The sequence below is a fragment of the Aeromonas sp. R5-4 genome, assembly GCF_040908215.1.
GTDB lineage: Bacteria > Pseudomonadota > Gammaproteobacteria > Enterobacterales > Aeromonadaceae > Aeromonas > Aeromonas veronii.
Genome location: NZ_JBFODG010000034.1, coordinates 17782 through 39540, shown reverse-complemented (window position 1 = coordinate 39540; position 21759 = coordinate 17782). Strand labels below are relative to the sequence as shown.

General features: G+C 60.1%; 18 protein-coding genes. 7 read left to right on the top strand and 11 right to left on the bottom strand.

Annotated features, from left to right (window positions below; genetic code table 11):
• The first annotated feature begins 195 nt into the window (after window positions 1-195).
• From AB5Y83_RS18710 to AB5Y83_RS18700, 3 genes are read left to right on the top strand one after another with little or no spacing between them, the layout of a single operon-like run.
• Entirely contained in the window at window positions 196-1704 is a 1509-nt protein-coding gene (locus AB5Y83_RS18710) for an efflux RND transporter periplasmic adaptor subunit (RefSeq protein WP_368175742.1), read from the top strand.
• On the top strand, window positions 1701-4829 hold the full coding sequence (locus AB5Y83_RS18705) for an efflux RND transporter permease subunit (RefSeq protein ID WP_368175741.1): 3129 nt from the start codon (window positions 1701-1703) through the stop codon (window positions 4827-4829). The genes AB5Y83_RS18710 and AB5Y83_RS18705 overlap by 4 nt, the downstream gene beginning before the upstream one ends.
• Window positions 4830-4873: 44 nt before the next feature.
• Entirely contained in the window at window positions 4874-5227 is a 354-nt protein-coding gene (locus AB5Y83_RS18700) for a copper-binding protein (protein ID WP_139433515.1), read from the top strand.
• A 102-nt stretch (window positions 5228-5329) separates the two neighbouring features.
• Here the strand turns inward: AB5Y83_RS18700 and AB5Y83_RS18695 are convergent, their stop codons facing one another.
• The 6 genes from AB5Y83_RS18695 to AB5Y83_RS18670 form a co-directional block, all read right to left on the bottom strand.
• Entirely contained in the window at window positions 5330-6247 is a 918-nt protein-coding gene (locus tag AB5Y83_RS18695; protein ID WP_368175839.1) for an ABC transporter substrate-binding protein, read from the bottom strand.
• Window positions 6248-6330: 83 nt separating this feature from the next.
• Window positions 6331-7134 carry an ABC transporter ATP-binding protein gene (locus AB5Y83_RS18690; protein WP_368175740.1) on the bottom strand — a complete coding sequence of 268 codons (804 nt, stop codon included), beginning with the start codon at window positions 7132-7134 and terminating at the stop codon, window positions 6331-6333.
• Window positions 7134-8171 carry a FecCD family ABC transporter permease gene (locus tag AB5Y83_RS18685; RefSeq protein ID WP_368175739.1) on the bottom strand — a complete coding sequence of 346 codons (1038 nt, stop codon included), beginning with the start codon at window positions 8169-8171 and terminating at the stop codon, window positions 7134-7136. Before AB5Y83_RS18685 ends, AB5Y83_RS18690 begins: the two co-directional genes overlap by 1 nt.
• Window positions 8172-8178: 7 nt before the next feature.
• The gene (locus AB5Y83_RS18680; protein ID WP_368175738.1) at window positions 8179-9195 is read right to left on the bottom strand and encodes a FecCD family ABC transporter permease; all 1017 of its coding nucleotides are present in this window, start codon (window positions 9193-9195) and stop codon (window positions 8179-8181) included.
• Window positions 9196-9320: 125 nt separating this feature from the next.
• Window positions 9321-11288, bottom strand: a complete 1968-nt coding sequence (locus tag AB5Y83_RS18675) for a TonB-dependent receptor (protein ID WP_368175838.1) — start codon at window positions 11286-11288, stop codon at window positions 9321-9323.
• A 278-nt stretch (window positions 11289-11566) separates the two neighbouring features.
• A complete protein-coding gene (locus AB5Y83_RS18670; RefSeq protein ID WP_005337809.1) occupies window positions 11567-12370 on the bottom strand; it encodes a siderophore-interacting protein in 804 nt (267 codons plus the stop codon).
• 324 nt (window positions 12371-12694) lie between these two features.
• On the opposite strand from AB5Y83_RS18670, the gene AB5Y83_RS18665 reads away from it, so the two are divergent.
• Complete coding sequence (locus AB5Y83_RS18665) at window positions 12695-14212, top strand: HD domain-containing phosphohydrolase (protein WP_021231227.1); 1518 nt, start codon at window positions 12695-12697, stop codon at window positions 14210-14212.
• Window positions 14213-14314: 102 nt separating this feature from the next.
• Here AB5Y83_RS18665 and AB5Y83_RS18660 read toward each other — a convergent pair whose 3' ends face one another.
• Together AB5Y83_RS18660 and dnaQ are read right to left on the bottom strand one after the other, a co-directional pair.
• The gene (locus tag AB5Y83_RS18660; protein WP_181221661.1) at window positions 14315-15580 is read right to left on the bottom strand and encodes a TIGR03503 family protein; all 1266 of its coding nucleotides are present in this window, start codon (window positions 15578-15580) and stop codon (window positions 14315-14317) included.
• On the bottom strand, window positions 15577-16311 hold the full coding sequence (dnaQ, locus tag AB5Y83_RS18655; RefSeq protein WP_021231229.1) for a DNA polymerase III subunit epsilon: 735 nt from the start codon (window positions 16309-16311) through the stop codon (window positions 15577-15579). Before dnaQ ends, AB5Y83_RS18660 begins: the two co-directional genes overlap by 4 nt.
• 79 nt (window positions 16312-16390) lie before the next feature.
• Here dnaQ and rnhA point away from each other — a divergent pair, with 79 nt between their 5' ends.
• A complete protein-coding gene (gene rnhA / locus AB5Y83_RS18650) occupies window positions 16391-16855 on the top strand; it encodes a ribonuclease HI (RefSeq protein WP_005353268.1) in 465 nt (154 codons plus the stop codon).
• Here rnhA and AB5Y83_RS18645 read toward each other — a convergent pair.
• Window positions 16843-17565: a methyltransferase domain-containing protein gene (locus AB5Y83_RS18645; RefSeq protein ID WP_005361718.1), complete on the bottom strand. Its 723-nt coding sequence runs from the start codon at window positions 17563-17565 to the stop codon at window positions 16843-16845. The genes rnhA and AB5Y83_RS18645 overlap by 13 nt on opposite strands.
• 72 nt (window positions 17566-17637) lie before the next feature.
• On the opposite strand from AB5Y83_RS18645, the gene gloB reads away from it, so the two are divergent.
• Both gloB and AB5Y83_RS18635 read left to right on the top strand, forming a co-directional pair.
• A complete protein-coding gene (gloB, locus tag AB5Y83_RS18640; protein ID WP_201948199.1) occupies window positions 17638-18402 on the top strand; it encodes a hydroxyacylglutathione hydrolase in 765 nt (254 codons plus the stop codon).
• A gap of 70 nt (window positions 18403-18472) precedes the next feature.
• Window positions 18473-20026 carry a LysM peptidoglycan-binding domain-containing protein gene (locus tag AB5Y83_RS18635; RefSeq protein ID WP_368175737.1) on the top strand — a complete coding sequence of 518 codons (1554 nt, stop codon included), beginning with the start codon at window positions 18473-18475 and terminating at the stop codon, window positions 20024-20026.
• A gap of 164 nt (window positions 20027-20190) precedes the next feature.
• On the opposite strand, the gene astE is transcribed toward AB5Y83_RS18635, so the two are convergent.
• Together astE and AB5Y83_RS18625 are read right to left on the bottom strand one after the other, a co-directional pair.
• Window positions 20191-21216 (bottom strand): succinylglutamate desuccinylase, encoded by a 1026-nt coding sequence (gene astE / locus AB5Y83_RS18630; protein ID WP_368175736.1) that lies wholly within the window; start codon window positions 21214-21216, stop codon window positions 20191-20193.
• Window positions 21217-21508: 292 nt separating this feature from the next.
• The gene (locus AB5Y83_RS18625; RefSeq protein ID WP_005337823.1) at window positions 21509-21718 is read right to left on the bottom strand and encodes a DUF1127 domain-containing protein; all 210 of its coding nucleotides are present in this window, start codon (window positions 21716-21718) and stop codon (window positions 21509-21511) included.
• Between the last annotated feature and the right edge of the window lie 41 nt (window positions 21719-21759).

Sequence of the window (21759 nt, the reverse complement as noted above, 5' to 3'; positions counted from 1 at the left end):
GTGCGCGCTGATACAGCTGCGCCCCGTTTGCCGCCAATCCCTTGGGTGATGCCTTGTCCATCTCCCGACCGGCGGCCTGCACAAGAGAAGACGTATTATGTCACCAGCCCACTTTTCACCGTCCAAGGTTGCTGCCTTCGCGGGCGCCTTATCCTCCTGCACTTTCTGCATGCAGACCCGCGCCGGAGGCCAGTCATGAACAAGACCATCCTGATGTCGGCCCTGCTGCTCGCCCTTGGCGCCGGTGGCGGCTACTGGGCCGCCAAACAGACCTCCGATGGCGCAAGCGCCAAAGAGAAGATGCCCCTTTACTGGGTCAACCCCATGGATCCCCGCGACAAGCGCGATGCCCCTGCCAAAGACAACATGGGGATGGACTTTATCCCCGTCTATGAGGAACAAAAAAACGGCTCACCGGGCACAGTCACCATCAGCCCCGAGATCCAGCAGAACCTGGGGGTGCGACTTGCCAAGGTGGAGAAGCTGCCTATCCACCAGCAGATCGAGACGGTGGGCTACGTCGGTTATGACGAAGATCGGCTGGAGGCGGTCAACGCCCGCATGGCGGGCTGGATCCGCACCCTCGCCATCAAGAGCGAGGGACAGAAGGTGGCCAAAGGCTCCCTGCTCTACGAGATCTACGCCCCTGATCTGGTCAACGCCCAGCACGAGTACCTGCTGGCCCTCAACACGGCCAACCCCCTGCTGCTGCGCGCCGCCGAGGGCAAGCTCAAGTCCCTGCAGGTACCGGCAGATCAAATCTCAGCCCTCAAGCGCACCCGTCAGGTGCGCGAAACCATCAGCATTTACGCCCCCAGCAGCGGTTATGTCTCCGAGCTCAAGGTGCGCGAGGGCCAGTATGTGGAGCCCGCTGCGGCGCTCTTTAACATCAGTACCCTCAAGCAGGTGTGGGTCAGTGCCGAGGTGTTCGAGCGTCAAGCCGCCCAGCTGAAAGTGGGGGATCCGGTCACCATGACTCTCGACTATGCCCCCGGTCGCAGTTGGCAAGGTAAGGTGGATTACCTCTACCCGACACTGGACGCAGCTACCCGCACCCTCAAGGTGCGACTGCGCTTTGACAACCCGGACGAGTTTTTGAAACCCAATATGTTTGCCAAGGTGAGCATTCGCACCGGGCAGGGGGAACCCCAGCTGGTGGTACCGAGCGAAGCGGTGATCCGCACTGGCAGTCAGGATCGGCTGGTGCTGGCACTGGGGGATGGCAACTTCAAGTCGGTGGCCGTCACCCTCGGCCCCCAGTTTGGCGACAAGGTCGCCATCAAGGCGGGGGTAGAGGCTGGGGATAACATCGTCAGCTCTGCCCAGTTCCTGCTCGACTCCGAGTCAGCCATCGATTCGGACTTCCAGCGCATGACGGCGGTGCGCCCCGCTCAGGTGTGGACCCAGGGCGAGGTTGAAAGCATCGATCTGGCCAACCGTACCCTGATGGTCTCCCACCAGCCCATCCCCGAGTGGCAGTGGCCCGCCATGGAGATGGAGTTCACCGTCGCCGACGGGGTCGACATCAGCAAGCTGGTCGAGGGGCAGACCCTGCACCTGCAAGTGATGCAGGAGGGGGATGAGTACCGCATCACTACCATCCATCAGGAGCAAGCGCCCGCTATCGGCGACTCAGCCAAACCCTCAGCGGATGAGATGGAAGGCATGGACCATAGCCAGCACAATATGGGAGCCCAACCATGATCCCCTCGATTATTCGCTGGTCGGTGGGCAACCGCTTTCTGGTGCTGCTATTGACCCTCATGCTTACCGCCTGGGGGCTCTGGTCGGTCAAGCAAACCCCGGTGGATGCCCTGCCGGATCTCTCCGATGTGCAGGTGATCATCAAGACCTCCTATCCGGGCCAGGCGCCCCAGGTGGTGGAAGATCAGGTCACCTACCCGCTCACCACCGCCATGCTGGCGGTGCCGGGGGCCACCACGGTGCGCGGCTACTCCTTCTTCGGCGACTCCTTCGTCTATGTGCTGTTTGACGACAACACCGACCTCTACTGGGCCCGCGCCCGGGTGCTGGAGTATTTGAGCCAAGTCGCGCCCAATCTGCCCGCCTCCGCCCGCCCCCAGCTCGGCCCCGATGCCACCGGGGTGGGCTGGGTCTATCAGTACGCGTTGGTAGACAAAACCGGCAAGCATGACCTCAGCCAGCTCACCTCGCTGCAAAACTGGTTCCTCAAGTACGAGTTGCAGACGGTTGAGGGGGTCTCCGAGGTCGCTACAGTCGGTGGCATGGAGCGCCAGTATCAGGTGCGGGTCGATCCGGACAAGCTGCGCGCCTACGGCATTCCGCTCTCCCTTATCGAGACTGCCATCAAACAGGGCAATCAGGAGACAGGCGCTTCCGTCATCGAGATGGCGGAAGCGGAGTACATGGTGCGCTCCAACGGCTATCTCAAGAGCGTCGAGGATCTGAAGCAGATCCCGCTCGGCACCAATGTGCGCGGCGCCCCGCTGCTGCTGGGGGATGTAGCAGATGTGGTCACCGGCCCCCAGATGCGGCGCGGCATCGCCGAGCTCAACGGCGAAGGGGAAGTGGTGGGCGGCATCATAGTGATGCGCTATGGCGAGAATGCCCAGCACACCATAGACGGAGTCAAGGCACGGCTGGCGGAGCTCAAGAGTAGCTTGCCGGAAGGAGTAGAGATCGTCACCGTCTATGATCGCTCCGACCTTATCCAGCGCGCTATCGACAACCTCTCCGGCAAGCTGCTGGAGGAGTTCGCCGTGGTGGTGCTGGTCTGCCTCGCCTTCCTGTTCCACCTGCGCTCGTCACTGGTGGTGGTCATTACCCTGCCCATCGCCATTCTGGTGGCCTTTATCGTGATGCACCTGCAGGGGATCAACGCCAACATCATGTCGCTCGGGGGCATCGCCATCGCCATCGGCGCCATGGTGGATGGCGCCATCGTGATGATCGAGAACGTCCACAAACACATGGAGCGGGAGGCGCTCACCGACAAGAACCGCTGGCGCATCATCACCGAGGCGAGCATCGAAGTGGGGCCTGCCATCTTCTTCTCCCTGCTGATCATCACCATCAGCTTCCTGCCGGTGTTTGCGCTGGAGGCGCAGGAGGGGCGGATGTTCCACCCCCTCGCCTTCACCAAGACCTACGCCATGGCGGCCGCGGCCGGGCTCGCCATCACGCTGGTGCCAGTGATCATGGGCTACTTCATCCGTGGCAAGGTGCTGGCGGAGCAGGCCAATCCGCTCAACCGCTGGCTGAGTCAGGGCTATGTGCCGCTGCTCAAGGCCGTGCTGGCGCGCCCGAAAACCACCCTGGCCATCGCCGCCGTGGTGACGGTGGCGGGCTTCTGGCCGCTCAAGTATCTGGGCTCCGAGTTCATACCGCCGCTCGATGAGGGGGACATCATGTATATGCCCACCACAGCGGCCAATATCTCGGTGGGCAAGGCGCGGGAGATTTTGCAGCAGACCGATAAACTCATTCGCACCGTGCCCGAAGTGCAGAACGTGTTCGGCAAGGCGGGGCGTGCCGAAACCGCCACCGACCCCGCCGACCTGGTGATGATGGAGACCAGCATCCAGCTCAAGCCCCGCGATCAGTGGCGCCCCGGCATGACCCCGGAGAAGCTCAAGGAGGAGCTCGACTCCCTCATCCGCTTCCCCGGCCTCACCAACGCCTGGGTGCCCCCCATCAAAACCCGCATCGACATGCTGGCTACCGGCATCAAGACCCCGGTCGGCATCAAGATAGCGGGGCCGGATCTCAAGGTGATCCAGCAACTCGGCCAACAGCTCGAACAGATCGTTGGCAAGGTGGAGGGCGCCTCATCGGTCTACGCCGAGCGGGTGGCCGGTGGCCGCTATGTGAAGGTGGATATCGACCGGCTCAAAGCAGCCCGCTACGGCCTCAACATCGCCGACGTGCAGGCGGTGCTCGCCACCGCGGTGGGCGGCATGGAGGTGGGCCAGACCATCGAGGGGCGCGAGCGCTATCCCATCAACCTGCGCTACCCCCAGAGCTATCGCGATTCGGTGGCGAGCCTCGAGCTGTTGCCGGTGGTGACGCCGAGCGGTGCGCGTATAGCGCTGGCGGATGTGGCACGGGTCTACATCAGCGACGAGGCCCCCATGCTGCGCAGTGAAAACGCGCGGCTCAACGGCTGGGTCTACGTCGACATTCGCGGCCGCGATATCGGCTCCTTCGTCGATGAAGCCAAGGCACAAGTCGGCAAACAGCTGGTGCTGCCGGCGGGCTACGCCCTCACCTGGTCTGGCCAATACGAGTACATGGAACGGGCCAAGGCGCGCCTCACCTACGTGGTGCCGCTCACGGTCGCCATTATCGTGCTGCTGCTCTATCTGGCGTTTCGCCGCGTTCAGGAGGTGCTGCTTATTCTCATCACCTTGCCGCTGGCGGTGGTGGGGGGGATCTGGACCCTCTGGCTGCTCGACTTCAACCTCTCGGTGGCGGTCGGGGTGGGCTTTATCGCTCTGGCGGGGGTGGCGGTGGAAACCGGCGTCTTGATGCTGGTCTACCTCAACCACGCCTGGGATGACCTCGTTGCCAGCGGCAAGCCGGACAAGGCGGGGCTGCACCGGGCGGTGATCCACGGCGCCGCCCTGCGCCTGCGCCCCAAGATGATGACGGTGGTCACCATTATCGCCGGCCTCTTGCCCATCATGTGGAGCCACGGTACCGGATCGGAAGTGATGCAGCGCATCGCCGCCCCCATGATCGGCGGCATGGTGAGCGCGCTGGTGCTGACCCTCTTGGTGCTGCCAGCGGCCTATTACCTGTGGCGCAGTCGCAGCCTTGGCAAGAGCGCGAACCCGCAATCCGAATAACCCGATTTCACGATCCATATTGACTGAACGATAAGGAAACCATCATGAACTACAAGACGCTGACCCTGACATTGCTGCTTGGCCTTGCCACCCAGACCAACCTGCAAGCCGAAGAGATGATGCACCATGAAGGGCACGAGATGAGCCAGACGGGTGAGATGAACGAACAGGCCGCAATGGTGATGACCAAGGGGGTCATTACCCGCCTCGATGAGGGGAGCGGCAAAGTCGGCATCAAGCACGAGGCGATCGAGAATCTCAAGATGCCCGCCATGACCATGGTCTTTCGAGTGGCAGATCCGGCCCAGCTCAAAGGGCTCAAGGTGGGGGATGCCATCCACTTTCATGCCGAAAGCCAGAGCGGCAAGCTCACAGTAACAGCCATCCAGCCGCAATAAACGGCTCTGGCTCGCCGAAAAGGTCACGATAGACAGTGACAACGCAAGAGGGAGGCATCAGCCTCCCTCTTCTATTGGTTAACCGCTAGTGTGCAGTGGCACTCAGCTGCGGGTTGCCAGCAACTGCTCCACATCCTCGATCACCTTGAGGGCCGCCTGCGGGCCGCCGCTGGAGGTCCAAAGCGACCCGTCCACGGCGCCAAAGCGCTTGGCCTTGATCACCGGCAACTGCTGGAACGCCGGGGTCTGCTCCGCCTGACGCATGGCATCCACCGCATCACCGCTGGCGCTCAGAGTGCCGACCACCAGCCAGTCAGCATCCAGCAAGTTGAGGGACTCCAGACTCAGCGCCGGTGAGTGGGGTGCGCCAGTACCCTGCTGCTTGCTTGGGCGTACCAGCCCCATCGACTCCACTACGCTGCTGGCAAAGGTGCCCTGATACATAAAGCTCGGCCCCTTGGGGTTCCAGCGCACGATGCTGATGCTCTCCCCCTGATGCTTGGCCAGCTTGCTGCGAGCCTGAGTCAGCCGCTCGGCATACTGCAGCAAGAAAGTATCCCCTTGCTGGTCACGGTTGAGGGTGTGGGCGGTACGGCGGAAGCTATCCTGCCACGGCTCACCCCACTTGCTGGTCACCACGGTCGGCGCGATCTCCCCCAGCAAGGTCAACAGCTCGGGACGGGTCTGGCCGGTCAGGATAAGGTCGGGCTCCAGCGCAATCAGCGACTCCAGATTGGGGCTGTCGAGATCGCCGATCACCTGGATACCCATGCCCGCCTTGTTAAGCAAATAGCGGGGCAAGGTAGGTTGGCCACGGCCATTGACGGCGCCGATGGGGGTCAGCCCCAGGGTCAGGGTGCTGTCGAGTTCGAGCTCGCTCAGCACCACCACCCGCGTTGGCTGGACTGGCACCTGCACCTTCTGGCCAAACGCATCGGTCACTTCACGCATCTCCTGCGCCTGAACCAGCGGCGCGGCCAGCATCAGGATGGCTGCTGCCAGGACTGCAAAACGCTTCATCATCTCACTCCTTCTCGTTGCACGGCCCGGATAATCGGCCGCGTGAATACACTCGGTGGGCCCACAGAGCAGGCCCATATGACTCAACTCGCCGAACGCAGGGTGCGGCCATGTTCGTGGCGACGGGGCACGATAATGGGCGCCCCATCGCCGGGGGCATGCAGAATGTCAACACTGGTCTGGTAGAGCCGGTCGATTAGATCCTTGGTCACCACCTCCCGGGCCGGGCCAATGGCAGCAATGGTCCCCTCGCCGATGGCGATCAGCTCGTCACAGTAGCGGGACGCCATCGCCAGATCGTGGATCACCAGCAGCACGGTTTTGCCCTCGGCGGTGATGCGATGGATCGCCTCCATCACCTCGGTCTGGTGACCGATATCGAGGGCACTGGTGGGCTCGTCGAGCAGCACCATGTCGCTGTCCTGCGCCAGGATCATCGCAAGCCACGCCCGCTGCGCCTGCCCGCCGGAGAGGGACGCGGCGCTCTGCTGCCAGATGCTTTCAAGCTGCATTCGCTCGCAGGCGCTGCGCACCATACGGGCATCCTCTTCGCCCCACTGATTGAACCAGCCCTGATGGGGGTGACGGCCATACTGCACCAGCTGCTCCACCAGAATGCCGGCAGGCAGGGTCGGCCGCTGGGGCAGATAGGCGAGCTCCCGCGCCAGCCCCTTCATGGGGTAACTGGAAAGCGGCTTGCCCTTGAGCAGGATCTCGCCGCGTTGGGCTTTCATCTGGCCGGATAGCAGCTTGAGCAGGGTCGATTTGCCGCAACCGTTGGGGCCGACGATCCCCACCAGCTTGCCCCTCGGCACGCTGAAAGAGATGTCCCGCAAAATGGGGGTCTGCTGATAGGCGAAATGGAGGCGATTTACGGTGAGCGTCATCAGTCAGCCCTCTGGCGATCGTTAACGAGAAGAAACAGCAGCAACAGGCCGCCGAGAATACGGGTCATGATGCCGGTCGCCACCTCGTGAGGGCTGGCCAGCACCCGGACCAGGGTATCGCTGGCAAGCAGCAGCAAGGCGCCGCTGAGTGCCGCCAGCCAGAGCGGCACTACCCGGTCTTTCACCAGCCAGGAGGCAAGAATGGGGGCCGCCATGGCGATAAAGACCACGGGCCCGCCGATGGCGGTGCCGAGCGCCGCCACCAGAATGGCCTGCGCCAGAATGCCCAGTTGTACCCGATCGCCGTTGACGCCAAGCCCTCTGGCCATCTCGGGGCCAAAGCGCAGCACCGCCAGCGAGCGGGAGAGATAGACGATCCACGGGCAGAGCACCAGCAACAGGATGGCAATCGGGGTGATAGTGCTGTAACCCACGGCGATAAAGCTGCCCATATTCCACAGATAGAGGGAGCTCAGGTGCAGGAGGGCCTGGGTGGACATCACGAACTGGCCGAGCGCCTCGAACAGCTCGGAGAGGCCGATGCCGATCACCACGAACAGATAGCCCTGCTCGCCCGGTTTGCGGCAGAGGGCATAGAGCACCAGCGCCGCGAAGATGGCGCCGATGGGGGCTGCCCACCAAGGCCAGCTGCCCACGGTCAGGTAGAGGGAGAAGACGATGATGGCCAGAGAGGCACCGTTGTTGACCCCCACCATGTCGGGTGTGGCCAGCCGGTTGCGAACCAGAGTCTGCACCAGACAGCCGGAGAGCCCCATGGCCGCCCCCGCCACCACCACCCCAAGGATACGCGGCAGCCGGATCTTGAACAGGGTGAGCTGCTCAAGCCGCGTCCCCTCCCCCAGCAGGGTGTTGACCACCCCGGCAAAGCCGAGCTTGCCGCCGCCAACGCTCAGGGCCAGCAGAGCAAGCGCCAGCAACGCCACGGCCAGCAGTGCCAGCCAGCGCCAGCTGGGCAGATGGATCAGCACAGAGCGGTTGCCGGCCCGCAGGCAGAGCATATCGGTAGGTGTATGCATCAGCCCCTCACTTGACGGTCAGCAGGGTACGAAAGCCCCCGCGGTGGACAATAGCGATCAGCACAGGTGCACCGATCAGGGCCAGAATAACCCCGTTTGGCAACTCGAACGGCTGGATCAACCAGCGCGCCAGAATGTCGGCCAACAGCAGAAACAGCATGCCGAACAGGGCGGAGAAACAGACCTGCACCGACAGCTTCACCGGCTCTACCAGTCGGCCACAGTAGGCGGCCAGAAAGCCGACAAAACCGATGGGGCCGGCGATGGCGATAGCACTAGCGGTAAACAGGGTGGCGGCCAGCAGCACGCCAATTCGCACCCGGTTTGGGCGGATCCCCAGCGCCTGGGCCTGACTGTCCCCCATCTGCATCAGGGTCAGCTGGCGACAGAGCAGCAAGGTGATGACAAACGCCGCCAGCACGAAGGGCAGTACGGCAATGATGGCATCGAGATTGGCCGCCGACAGGGAGCCGAGGTTCCAGAAGCGGTACTGCTCCAGCACCATCTTGTTGGAGAGCAGCAAAAAGCTGGAGAAACCGCCGAAGGTGGCGGAGAGCGCCACCCCGACCAGAATCAGCTTGAGGGGGTTGGAGCGGCCAATCATCAGGCCGAGCCCCAGTACAATCACGTTACCCAGCAGCGCGCCGAGTCCGGCCCAGAGCAGATAGCCGTAGGCGGACTCCACCCCGAACCAGGTGAGCCCCACCACCAGCGCAAAGACGGCCCCGGCGTTGACCCCGAGCAGACCGGGCTCCGCCAGCGGATTGCGGGTCGCGCTCTGCAACAAGGAGGCCGCCAGAGATAAAGAGGCGCCGACCACCATGGCGCAGAGGGTGCGCGGCAGTCGCAAGGTATTGAGCACCATGGCGAGCTTCTCGTCGCCAGCCCAGCGGGCATCCCCCATCAGGTAGCCGAGTATCTCGCGGGCACCATAGACGCCCGCACCGGTGGCGAGCGAAAGAGAAAGCAGTATGAACAGGAGGAACAATCCCAGCCAGAACAGCGAGGTCTGGTCTCTAAACACCCTTTAACTCCTTATGGTGGCAATGCGCATGTTGTTGACATACATGTAATTGAAATAAAAGCCGTCACCCGAGGTGATACCGTGGCAACAACGGAAGCCCGCCAATGCGGGCTCCCGTTCAACCGTTACAGCTTGTAGGCCACACCAGCATAGACAGTACGCCCGTCGAGAATTTGATCGGCCTCGGTGGCAACCCAGTCACGCTTGGTATTGGTCAGGTTGTTGAGTCCGAACTTCAGATCCAGTGCCCAAGTGGCGTTCCAGACTGCCCCGACATCCAGGGTGTGGAATGCGGCGGTGGTCTCATAGGTGGTGCCGCTCATGCGCGGAACCGGAAGGATCTGGCTGCCGGTGTAGTTCCAGCCGAGCTGGGTACTCAGGCTCTCGATGACCTGCCACTCCAGCTTGGCGTTGGCGGTATGCTCCGGCGTCCGATAGAGATCCTTCCCGCTGGTCTTGTCTTCCCCGTCGATCAGGGTGACGTTGCTGGAGAGGGTCAGGGCATCGGTAATATCAAACCAACCACTCAGCTCCACCCCCTTGATGCGGGCCTTGCTGACGTTCTGATAGGTCATCACCGCCGGACGCCAGGTGGAGGTCCATGCCTCGCTCTGGATCTTGTCCTTGATATCGTTGTGGAAGGCGGTAACCCCGGCGCCCCAGAACGAACCATCATAGGCGGTGCCCAGCTCGTAGCTGACGGCGGTTTCCGGTTTCAGATCCGGGTTGCCCACCACGGCGCAGCGACCGCGACAGGCGGTTACCGCATAATCCGGGTTGGACTGGGCAATAGTCGGCGCCTTGAACGCCTTGCCAATCCCGCCCTTGACCACCCAGTTGTCCGTCAGGCTGTAGAGGGCATAACCACGGGGGCTGAACTCGGTGCCATAGGTCTCGTGGTGATCGACCCGGCCACTCAGGGTCAACGCCAGATCGCCAAAGCCAAACTCATCCTGCAGATAGAGCGCGCTCTGGTTGACGCTGACATCCCCCCCCTTGAGGTTGACGTTATGCTTGAGTTCGGTGATGCGGTACTCGGCACCGCTGGTCAGCAGGTGGCTGCCCAGATTACCGCTCAGCTGGCCATCGAAGGTGTGGTTGGTCTGGCTCACATCGCCGCTGGTCTTGCTCAGCGCCGTCATCAGTTCGGAGTCGTCAAACAGGTCAACCTGCTCGAAGGCATAGCCGACCCGGCTGTCGAACTGATCCCAACGGCCGACGTGGGTGGCGTTGAGTCCCAGTCGTTCCATCTGCTGGATGTTGCGCGGCGTCTGGCCGTAGTTGTTCCAGTGGGCCTCGCGATCGTCTTTGGCGTAGTTCATCCCTACATCCAGATCCTGACGATCATCGATCAACCATTTGACGTTGGAGAGGATCCCCAGCTTTTCACGCTGCTCGATGGCATCGGCCTTGGGGTTGATGCTCTGCTCGCTCTGCCAGGCATCCCTGTGGTTCCCTTCCACCACCAGGTTGGCCAGCAGCTTGTTGTCGATCAGCGCCCCGCCCACATAGGCGCTCGCCTTGTTGATATCCCCTCCGTGACCGTCGGTGGGGTCACTGAAGGTATAGGTGGCCGCCGCTTCAGTCTTCTCCCCGGGTTGGCGCAAGATGACATTGACCACCCCACCCAGCGCATCGGCACCGTAGAGGGAGGAGATGGGGCCACGGATCACTTCGATACGCTCGATGGCCGCCATGGGGATGGCGGAGAGATCGAAATCATTGCCATAACCGGAGGTAAGAGCATCGCGGGAGCTGATACGCCGGCCATTGACCAGCAACAGGGTGTAATCCCCCTCCAGCCCGCGCAACTTGATCTCGCTGCGGCCGTAGCTGGTAGCAGGGCTGATATTGACCCCCGGCAACTGTTTCAGAGCGCCGGTCAGATCATTGACATTGAGCTTGTCGAGCTCGGCCCGAGTCACCACAGAGACGCTGGCCGGGGCGGTCAGCTCGCTGTGCCGGGTTTTACTCGCCGTCACCACCATAGTTTCATGAGCGGTGACAGGCGCAGTCCCTTGGGCCAGAACTGGCAGGGCAAAAAGGGATAACACCAGCGGATGCACTGCAAATCGTCGGGATGATGTACGCATCATCAACACTCCACATAAAACAATCAGGGCCAACACCACCGACATCCCTGTCTGACCTCGCCAGACCCGGTGCAAAGTGATGGAGTTCATTGGCATGAACAGTCGTCCATGCCCCATCACCCCGAACATCAGTGCATTACGGCAGGCCCTGCATTGTGCTATGCCACTCGCAGCCATCAATAACAAAAGCGCCGTACCGACTGACATCGGGACGGCGCAATACTAAATGCAAATCATTTTTATTTGCAAGCGTGAATCAGGTATTCTTTCGCATCCGCTTAATTATCCATCACATCGTGACGGGTCTGGTGATAGGCCTCTTCACTCTTGCCCCGGCGCCAGTACGGCACGGCGTAGAGCGACTGGCGATCCACCTCGAGCACAGACCGAAAATGGCGGCGCAGCGGCAGCACCAGCGCCTCTTCCCCACCCAGCCAGAAGAAGCCACCATCGCGCACCAGCGGCAGAGCAATCACATGATCCAGCAGGCCGCTGGACTCGGGCTCGCCGACAAACCAGTGACAGCGAACCCCGACCGGCAGCGTCAACGGCTGAGCATCGGCCTGATCCGGCACCAGAATCGCAATTTCCCCTCTGGCATCGGCAGGCATCACCTCACACATCGCCATGATGGCGGGCAAGGCGGTGAGATCCCCTACCAGACAGTAGTGATCGGCCGGTTGCAGCATGGGGTTGGGACCACCCGGCCCGGAGAGGATTACCTTATCCCCCGGCTTGGCATGGGTAGCAAAGGCGCTGGCGGGCCCACCGTCACCGTGCAGCACGAAGTCGATATCAATTTCCTGCTCATCACGGCGAAACGCACGGATGGTGTAGGTGCGGATCACCGGCTTGTCAGCCGGGTCACTCCAGCGCGGGCCGCTCGGGGTCATGGCAGGCAGCACCGGCTCTACCTGATGGGGCTGGGCCAGCATCACCTTGATATGGGCCCCACCACAGGTAAAGGGATAGTCAGCCAACTCGCTGCCACCAAAGGTGATGCGACGCAAATGGGGGGTGATCTGGGTAATGGCTTTGACAGTCAGCAGACGGGGGCGATTGGGAGGCAGAGATGGGGACACGATGGGGCTCCTCGTTGAGTGTGTCGCCCATGCTACACGCAAATAGGAATTACTATCAAATAAGATTACTTCTCGTCTAATAGCTACAAGCTGGATTCAAACATCCCCAACCACTGGCATACACACCCCAATCCAGACATAGGCTTTATGCACGCTAGCTCCATGATTGGGCAAAGAAAGCAGCCGGACAACGCCACAGTCACAAAGGGTTCCATTTGCTTATTTCGACCATAGTTTTTCGAGATCAAATTTTATTTCCCAATAAGTTTCCTATCCTTAGTGAAGCAGTTAATGTAAGCACAGGATGCCAAACAGGATTGTATGATGGATGACCAGATCCTGATTATTGATGATGACGATCTCTCCCTCCCCGACGCACAGCAAGCGGGCTGGAAGGTGATGATTGTTGACGATGAGCCTGAAGTGCATCGCATCACCAAAATCACCTTGAACAAATTCGAGTTTGACAATCGCCCCATCGATTTTCTGCATGCCTATTCCGCGGCACAGGCCAAAGAGTTGCTGGCCACCACCCCGGACGTTGCTCTGTTGCTGCTGGACGTGGTGATGGAGGTCGACCACGCCGGCCTAGATGTCGTCAAATACGTCCGTGAAGACCTGCAAAACAAGATGGTACGTATCGTGCTGCGTACCGGCCAGCCCGGCCAGGCGCCGGAAGATGACGTGGTCACCAACTACGACATCAACGACTATAAGGATAAAACCGAGCTCACCTCCCAGAAGCTGCGCACCCTGCTGCGGGCCAGCCTGCGCTCATATCGGGATATCCGCACCCTGGAGAGTAACCGTCAGGGGCTGGAAAAAGTCATCGAAGCCTCCAAGGGGATCTTTGAGAAACGGGCCTTGCGCCAGTTTGTCGAAGGCGCCCAGGAGCAGCTCAGCGCCCTGCTCCATCTGGGGGAAACCCAGATATACGACGTCAAGCAATACGCCTATGAGGTGAAGGATCAAGTATTGGAGCCCCTGCTCCCCGGCCATCCCGCCATGCTCCTTACAGAAGCGCCGGAGATCCTGCGCCAGGCTATGAGCAAGCGCAGCAACGTCTATAACGCCACCCAGATGGTGCTCTACTGCCAGAATCCGCGCCACCACCTGCTGTTCCACATCGAGACCACCCGCCAGCTCAGCCAGATCGATACCAGTCTGCTGACCCTGTTTACCGAAAACATCATAGTGGCGCTGGAGAATATCCGGCTCAATGAGGTGATCGCCGACAACCAGCGGGAGATCATCTATCGCATCGGCGAACTGGTCGAAACCCGTTCCAAAGAGTCAGGGCTGCACGTCAAGCGGGTCGCGCTCTATACAGAACAGTTCTGCCACCTGATGGGCATGAGCGAAGAGCAGAGCGAGCTGGTGAAACGTGCCTCGCCGCTCCATGACATTGGCAAGGTGGGAATTCCCGATGCCATCTTGCACAAGCCGGGCAAGCTGACACCGGAAGAGTGGGAGATCATGAAAACCCACGCCCAGCTCGGGCAGGATATGCTCTCCGGCAGCGATCTGGCGCTGTTTCAGATTGGTGCCACCATCGCTGGCAATCACCATGAGAAATGGAATGGCAGTGGCTATCCCCGCGGTCTGAAAGGGACGGATATTCCGCTGGAGGGGCGGATTGTGGCGCTGGCTGACGTGTTCGATGCCCTGGGTTCGGATCGCTGCTACAAGAAGGCGTGGCCGCTGGACAAGGTGCTGACCCTGATTGAAGAGGAGAAGGGGCAGCATTTCGACCCCCAGCTGGTCGAGCTGATGATGGCCAATCTGGACAAGTTCCTCGAGATCCGCGAGCAGAACAAGGATGTCTATATCGGCGAACACTGATAGCCAGCATGTTCTGTTTATGAACTAAAAAAAACCGCCCTGCTTATCAGGGCGGTTTTCTATATCTGGCATCACGTCACTTCAGAGCGAGAAGTACGAGGGTTACTGCTCTGGCAGATTGAGATCCAGCTTGGCAGCAGGTTGTCCGGCTTGCTGGTTCTCGGCCTGCGCAGCGGCCAGAGCACGCTTCAGGGCACGCCGTTTTTGTATCACCACAAACCCGACCCCACCCAATACCGCCAGCAGCACACCACCACCCGCCAATGCCCAGATCAGCCAGCCCATTTCCTCCTCTGCCGGAGCTTCATGGGTCGCCTCGGCACTGGAGGCCGGTGCGGCGGCCGACACCACCTCTACAGGAGGCGGCGGTGGCGGAAAGACATTGAAGGTTTTCACCGGCAACTCGATTTTCAGCTCACGGCCGAGGCGAGTGGTGCCATAGAGGGTTGCTTTCACCTCATGCTGACCGACCTCCTTGATGTTGGAGAGATCGATATCAAGCTTGGGATCGCTGGCGGTCTCGCTGAACTCGTAGAGGCCGCCCACATTGCTGGTCACACTCCCCTTGACAACCACGGAAGCGGGATCCAGCTCATCACGGTCGATTAGCAGTGAGAGCTTGGCACCCAGCTCATCCGAAGGCGGCGACAAGTTATAGCTGAACGGATAGGGGTAAAGCAGCACATCCTGATAACGGGCACGGACAAACACCTGATTGCCCGTGCTGAACATGGCGCGGTACTTGCCACCGGGAATATCCTGCAGCGTCACTTCCGCCGTCATGATGCCATCGCCCGGTACCTCATCTAGCCCCTTGCCATCATCGCGATAGTGGCCAAGTACTTGATCCAGCACGACCTCTTTCTTATCGGCATCGCTGAACGATTGCAGCTTGACGGTCATGCCAAGATCAGAGAGATAGTATTTATCTTTCGGCGGCTGGCCATTGATCAGCAACCACGCCTTGAGCTTGACCACCTCTCCCTGATAGAGCTGCATCGGCAGGGCGGCGATATCGAGCCGGATATCGGAGAGAATGCGCACCCGGTTATCGGGATCCACATCGCCAATCGCCTGCCAGGGGCCCGGCATGGGATTGCGCAGGGTAATGAGATCATGCTCCGGCAACGCCAGCCAACCCACATCTGCGGGTTTGACCTTGCCCACGTAAAGCTTGCTGCCATCGGGGCGAACCAGGATCACGGACGGGGTGCCCGGCTTGCGCTTGATGATGAAGGTTATCTCCTTAACCCCATAATCGATGCGAAAGCGGTTATCCAGCAGCGGGATGTCGGAGGGAGCAAACACTTCGGTCGCCGTCGCCCCCAGCGAGAGCAACAGCAGCAGACCGGCACACCACTTGCTCATTGCCGCCACAGACAACTTCCTCCCTTCTTCTGTACCAGATCCAGTCTCGCCTCGTGCAGGGCCTGAACCTCGGTGCTGGCACGCACCACCTTGAGGGCGGGTCGGTTGCTCTCCAACCGGCGAATGCTGGTGTCCTGATTGTTTTCGTTTTCGTTGCTCTCGGTGGCCAGATTGAGTTTGGTCTGGCCGCCGGTCATCAGCAGGTAGACGTCCGCCAGGATCTCCGCATCGAGCAGAGCCCCGTGCAGGGTACGGTGGGAGTTGTCGATACCGTAACGATCGCACAGCACATCCAGGTTGTTGCGCTTGCCGGGGAAGAGATCCCGCGCCATCGCCAGGGTATCTGTGATGGTGCAGATATCCGCCGTCTTGAAGTTGAGTCCGAGCTTGCTGAACTCGTAGTCCATGAAGCTCACGTCAAACGGTGCGTTGTGAGCGATCAGTTCGGCGCCGCGAATGAACTCGAGGAACTCGTCGGCGATCTGGCTGAACGACGGTTTGTCACGCAGAAACTCGTCGGTGATACCGTGCACCTGGATCGCTTCCGGGTCGACCAGACGATCAGGCTTGATATAGACGTGATAGTGGTTACCGGTCAGCTTGCGGTTGATCACCTCCACACAGCCGATTTCGATAATGCGGTGCCCCAGATAGACAGGGCCGCCCGCCGTATTCATACCTGTGGTTTCAGTATCCAGAATGATCTGGCGATTCAGTTGGGGTGTGTTCATGATCCAATCTATGTCAAACTTCGGCTTTACTTACTCGCTAGTTTACCCCAAGCCTCATGTTAAAACAGATTGATTGCTCATGTTAAAACAGATTGATGTCTATACCGACGGCTCCTGCCTCGGCAATCCGGGCCCGGGCGGTTACGGGGCCGTGATGGTCTACGGCAAGCACCGCAAAGAGATTTCCGCCGGATTCAAGTTGACCACCAATAACCGGATGGAGCTGATGGCCGCCATCATGGGGCTGCGCACCCTCAACGAACCGTGCAAGGTGCGCCTCACTACCGACAGCCAGTATGTCCGCCAGGGGATCACCCAGTGGATCATCGGCTGGAAGAAGAAAGGGTGGATGACCGCCAACCGGCAACCGGTCAAGAACGTCGATCTCTGGAAGGAGCTGGATGCGGAAGTGGGTCGCCACCAGATTGAGTGGCTCTGGGTGAAGGGTCACTCCGGCCACCCGGAGAACGAACGGTGCGACGAGCTGGCCAGAGAGGCCGCCTGCGGCAAGGATCTGGCCGAGGATACCGGCTACCAGCCCTGACGGGCCATTCCCGGTGTGGCGAGGGACTTTGGCAATTGCCAGCGCCGCCTCACCGGGATCAGTGGAAAGCGCCGTTTACGTGCCGCAATCACGTATACCGATGCAAACGCCCTGCAATAATCCCGTCCGATACTCTCCCGCCACCAACTGTGCCAGCTCTGTTTCCCCATAAACGAGTAACCAAAGCGCTCGTCGAACATCACCTCACATCCTAGCAGATGCAGCCAGTCCGTCACCCGCCCCGGGGTGAACATCCGTGCCGACCAGGGCATTCTGCGCCGCAAGAACGGCACACAGTGACCGATCCCGACCAGACTCATGGGGTTATAGCCACTGATGATCAGCCAGCCATCGTCGGTCAGCACCCTTTCGGCTTCGCGCAACACCTGATGGGGATCGGCAGAGAAATCGAGACAGTGAGCCAGCAGGCAGGCATCGACGCTGCCGGTCCGTACCGGTAGATCGAGGGGGTCGCCATACATGTCGAGCAGCCGCCCGCCGGGGGCAACCCCGATCTGGTGACGAATGGAGGAGCGTTTGCAGGAGAGTTCAGCGCTCAGAGCGCCAATTTTCAGCAGATGATACCCAAACAGATTGGGGCACCAGTTGTCGAGCCGATCCTGGATCTCGGCCGCCACCCAGTCACCCATAGGCAATGCAGACCAGCTGGTCGGGATCTCGATTTGTTGTTCGGTACGTGCCACCTGCATAATAGGGCTCAACTCGGGGTTTCGAACGCCATCCTGTTATATAAGATACCCTCCCTAAAGAGAAGCAGACTCATGTATCCAGTGATCACAGTTCCAGCCTTTAATGACAACTACATCTGGTTGATCCGCCACGAAAATCACTGCCTGGTGGTCGATCCGGGCGATGCCGCACCCGTGCTGGAGCGGCTCGAGGCATTGGGTCTGGTGCTCGATGCCATCCTGCTGACCCATCACCATCACGACCATGTCGGGGGTGTCACCGACCTGCTTGCCCACTTCCCCCACGCCCGGCTCTATGGCCCCAAACTTGACCCGATGCCGGATCACCACGGTCAGTGGCTGGAAGATGGCGATCAGATCAACTGGCACGGCCTCGCCCTCGAGGTGATCCATGTGCCCGGGCACACTCGCGGCCACATCGCCTACCACGGTAACGGCATGCTGTTTTGTGGCGATACCCTCTTCTCGGCCGGTTGTGGCCGCCTGTTTGAAGGGACGCCGGAGCAGATGTACCACTCGCTGCAACGACTCGCCGCCCTGCCCGATGAGACACTCATTTATTGTGCCCACGAGTACACCCTCTCCAACCTGCGTTTTGCCTATGCGGTCGAACCGGACAACCCGGCGATCCGCCGCCAGATCGGGCTGATCAGCAAACTGCGGCAACAAGGGCTGCCAAGCCTGCCAACCCGGCTGGGTGACGAACGCACTTTCAACATTTTTCTGCGCTGCGAACAGGATTCAGTGAAATTTTCTGCTGAAAAGCATGAGCTAAAATGCGTGGAAAATCCGGTAGATACCTTCACCATCCTGCGTCAGTGGAAGGACGTTTTTTGAACAAACCTTGATCAGGGGGCCATTGCCCCTTATGATGCGAGCTGTTTTTCCTAAAAATGACCGGAACGAGATGAAGGTACGAACGGCCTTATTGGCAGCGCTGTTGCTCAGCGGCTGCCAAAACCTGAGCCATCAGGATGACCGGGCGCTAACGGCAATCGAGCCGATCAAGTCCCCCCAGGTCAAGAAAAAAGCGCATAAAAAACACTCTTCCCATTTCCTGTTTGGCGATGAACAGCTGGACGAAATGGAAGATACGGACAATCTGTGGGTGCGTATCAGCGATGATATGCAACTGGAAACTCCGGACAATCCGCGCATCCGCCAGCAACGTGAGTGGCTGTTGCGCAATGATAAGCATCTGGCGACCATTGCCAGCCGGGCTGAACCCTACCTCTATCTGATGGTAGAGGAGATTGAACGGCGTGAGCTGCCAATGGAGCTTATTACTGTCCCGATGATCGAGAGCATGTTTGATCCTCATGCCCGATCCCGCAGCAATGCCGTCGGACTCTGGCAGTTTGTGCCAGCGACAGGCAAAAACTTCGGTCTGCGCCACGACAACTGGTATGACGGACGGCGCGATGTGCTGGCCTCCACCAATGCGGCGCTCGACTATCTGGAGTACCTGAACCGCTTCTTTGACGGTGACTGGCTGCAAACGCTGGCCGCCTACAATGCCGGTGAAGGTCGGGTGCGCAACGCCATCCAGCGTAACCAGCGCGCAGGCAAACCGACCGACTACTGGTCGCTCGATCTGCCCCGGGAAACCCGGATGTATGTGCCGAAGATCCTCGCCATGGCTGACATGATCAGCAATGCGGACAAGTACAATATCCAGTTGCCGGTGCTCGCCAACGAACCGAAGCTGCGAGTGGTGGAGACCGGCAGCCAGATCGATCTGAATGTGGCCGCCCAACTGGCAGGTCTGCGCACGTCACAGCTCAAGGAGGTCAATCCGGCCCTGAGCCGTGGTGTGATGTCGCCCCGTGGTCCTTACCGCCTGCTGGTACCGGTAGAATATGCCGATACCCTGGAGCTGGCACTGGCCGATCTGCCCAAGAGCGAGCGTATTCGTACCCGCTCCTATCAGGTCACCAGTGGCGATACCCTGTCGCGCATTGCCCAGAATCATGGCGTCAGCGTGAACGAGCTGAAGCTGGCCAACAATCTGCGCAGCAACAACCTGCGTCGCGGTCAGCAACTGGTGATCCCGACCCACGGTCAGGTCAGCAGCAAGGCCAGCTCCGCCAGCAAACCGCAACAGCTGGCAAGCCGTGGCAGCAGCCAGAAGGCCAAAGTCAGTTACAAGGTGCGCTCGGGTGACAACCTGTGGAGCATCAGCCAGGCACACGGCGTCTCCCACGAAGAGCTCGCCAAGTGGAATGGTCTGAATGCCAAGTCGGCGCTCAAGCCAGGCATGAAGCTGGTGGTCTATCCCAAGCAAGGGAAGAAGAGCGACAAATCGATGGTGTATCAGGTTCGCCGTGGCGACTCCATCTCCTCCATCGCGGCTCGCTTCCAGGTGGCCATCAACGATGTGATGCGCTGGAATCAGCTGGATAAAGGGGATTACCTCAAGCCCGGTCAGGAGCTGACCCTGTTTGTGAAGAACAACAGCTAAGCCTCACCGCTTGAACCCGATAAAAAACGGGGCCAGTCATCTGACTGGCCCCGTTTTTTATTACTGCGGCTAACCGCTGCTGTGTCTGAGCCGCCGACTAAAACAAACAATGGCTTGGCGCCGCCTGCGGATGCATCACCACTCTGCAGGCAAAACTATCACCGCTATTCCCAGAGCCTTGTCGGCACCACCATCAGCACGGTGCGCTGACCGATCGCCACATTGGCATTGGGGAAGACCACCGCCTCACGCGGCTTCTCGACGATGTAGCGCAGCTCGCCATCCTCGGCCAGCACGAACCCTTGGGGGAATTCGGTGAAGTTGTCGACATCGCTGGCGAACAGGAAGCGAAAGTCCGCCGATTTTTTGGTGATCACCCGATCGATGGCAAACAGGGTGAAATCATCCGCCCGCCACGGCTCCAGTGCCACCTCATCCTGAGTGACCAGCTCCTGCAGCGCCTGACGGGTTTCGATAAAGCGGGTCATGTCGTTCTCACCAAACGGGCGCACCTTGCCCAGCTCCACCGTAAAGGCGTGGGCACCATGCTGGCGGGAGCTGTAGTAGCTGAAGGTCGTGGTCGGGCTGGCGGAGAGCAGTATGGTACGCACCCCGCAGGCGCCGAGGAACTGCACCTGCTCGCGGCAGTGAGGCCGCTCGTGGGGGAAGGGGTAGACGGCAAACTTCTCGTGGCGCGAACCGCGAATGGCGGTGTGCAGGTCGTAGTGGTAACGGGGACGAGCCGGATCGGCAAAGAAGCGGCTCACATACTGCTCAAGGCGCATGGCGCGGATCCGCTCCCGATTGCACAGCCCCTCCCCCTTGCTGTGTGCTCCGGAGAAGAGCCGGTTCATGTTCTCCTCCACCTCCCGCAGCCCCAGATTCATCGCCGCCGGATTGCCAAACAGGAACAGCACCCGATGGCGGGCGCTCAGCTCGCCTGAGAGCAGACGACTCAGCAGCTGGTTGCAGATCTCGATGGGAGCGGTCTCGTTGCCGTGGATGCCGCAGGAGAGGACGATATCCTTGCGTCCTCCCGGCTGGTCGTCCGTGCCACTGGCAGGCTCCAGACAGAGCACGCCCGTATCCCAGACGCTGACCCGCGCACCATCGGGCAGGGCAAATTCAAAGGGCTCAAGCTGCCACTCATGGCTACGGGTCAAGGTCAAAAAATCGTGCTGGGGAATCATCCGTCTCACCCTCTCGCTCTGGAATACTATGGCCGGATTATACGCAAGGCATCGCGGCTTAAAATCGTTTTTTAAACAAATTCAAACATTAACGATACAAGTGTGATAACAATCGAACGACGACAGCAATGGCAGTAGCAATGTGGAATAAAGAGGAGAGGAAAAAGGACCAACAAATAACAGGGGGAAAACGGGGGATATAAAACAGACAATGACAGACTTGGCGGCCGGGCGCCACGGGGCAGAACAGCAAACGACTCATCAGAAAAACAAGGCATCCATGCCCGGCAGATCAACCACGCCAGAACGGCTTGGTGGTCTCTTGATAACGGTCAGCTTCGTTCAGGCCGATATCTTTGAGCAGGTACTCGGGCAGCTCGGAGAGCTGGCGACGGCTGCGGCTGCGCTCCAGCCAGGTCAGAACGGTCATTTTAACGCGAGCAACCAGATTCAATTGGCTGGAATGCTGGTAACCGGTTTCGGTATAAGTCATGTTGGCCATGATGTGGCTCCTCTGAATATTTGTTTACGCACTGGGCTTTA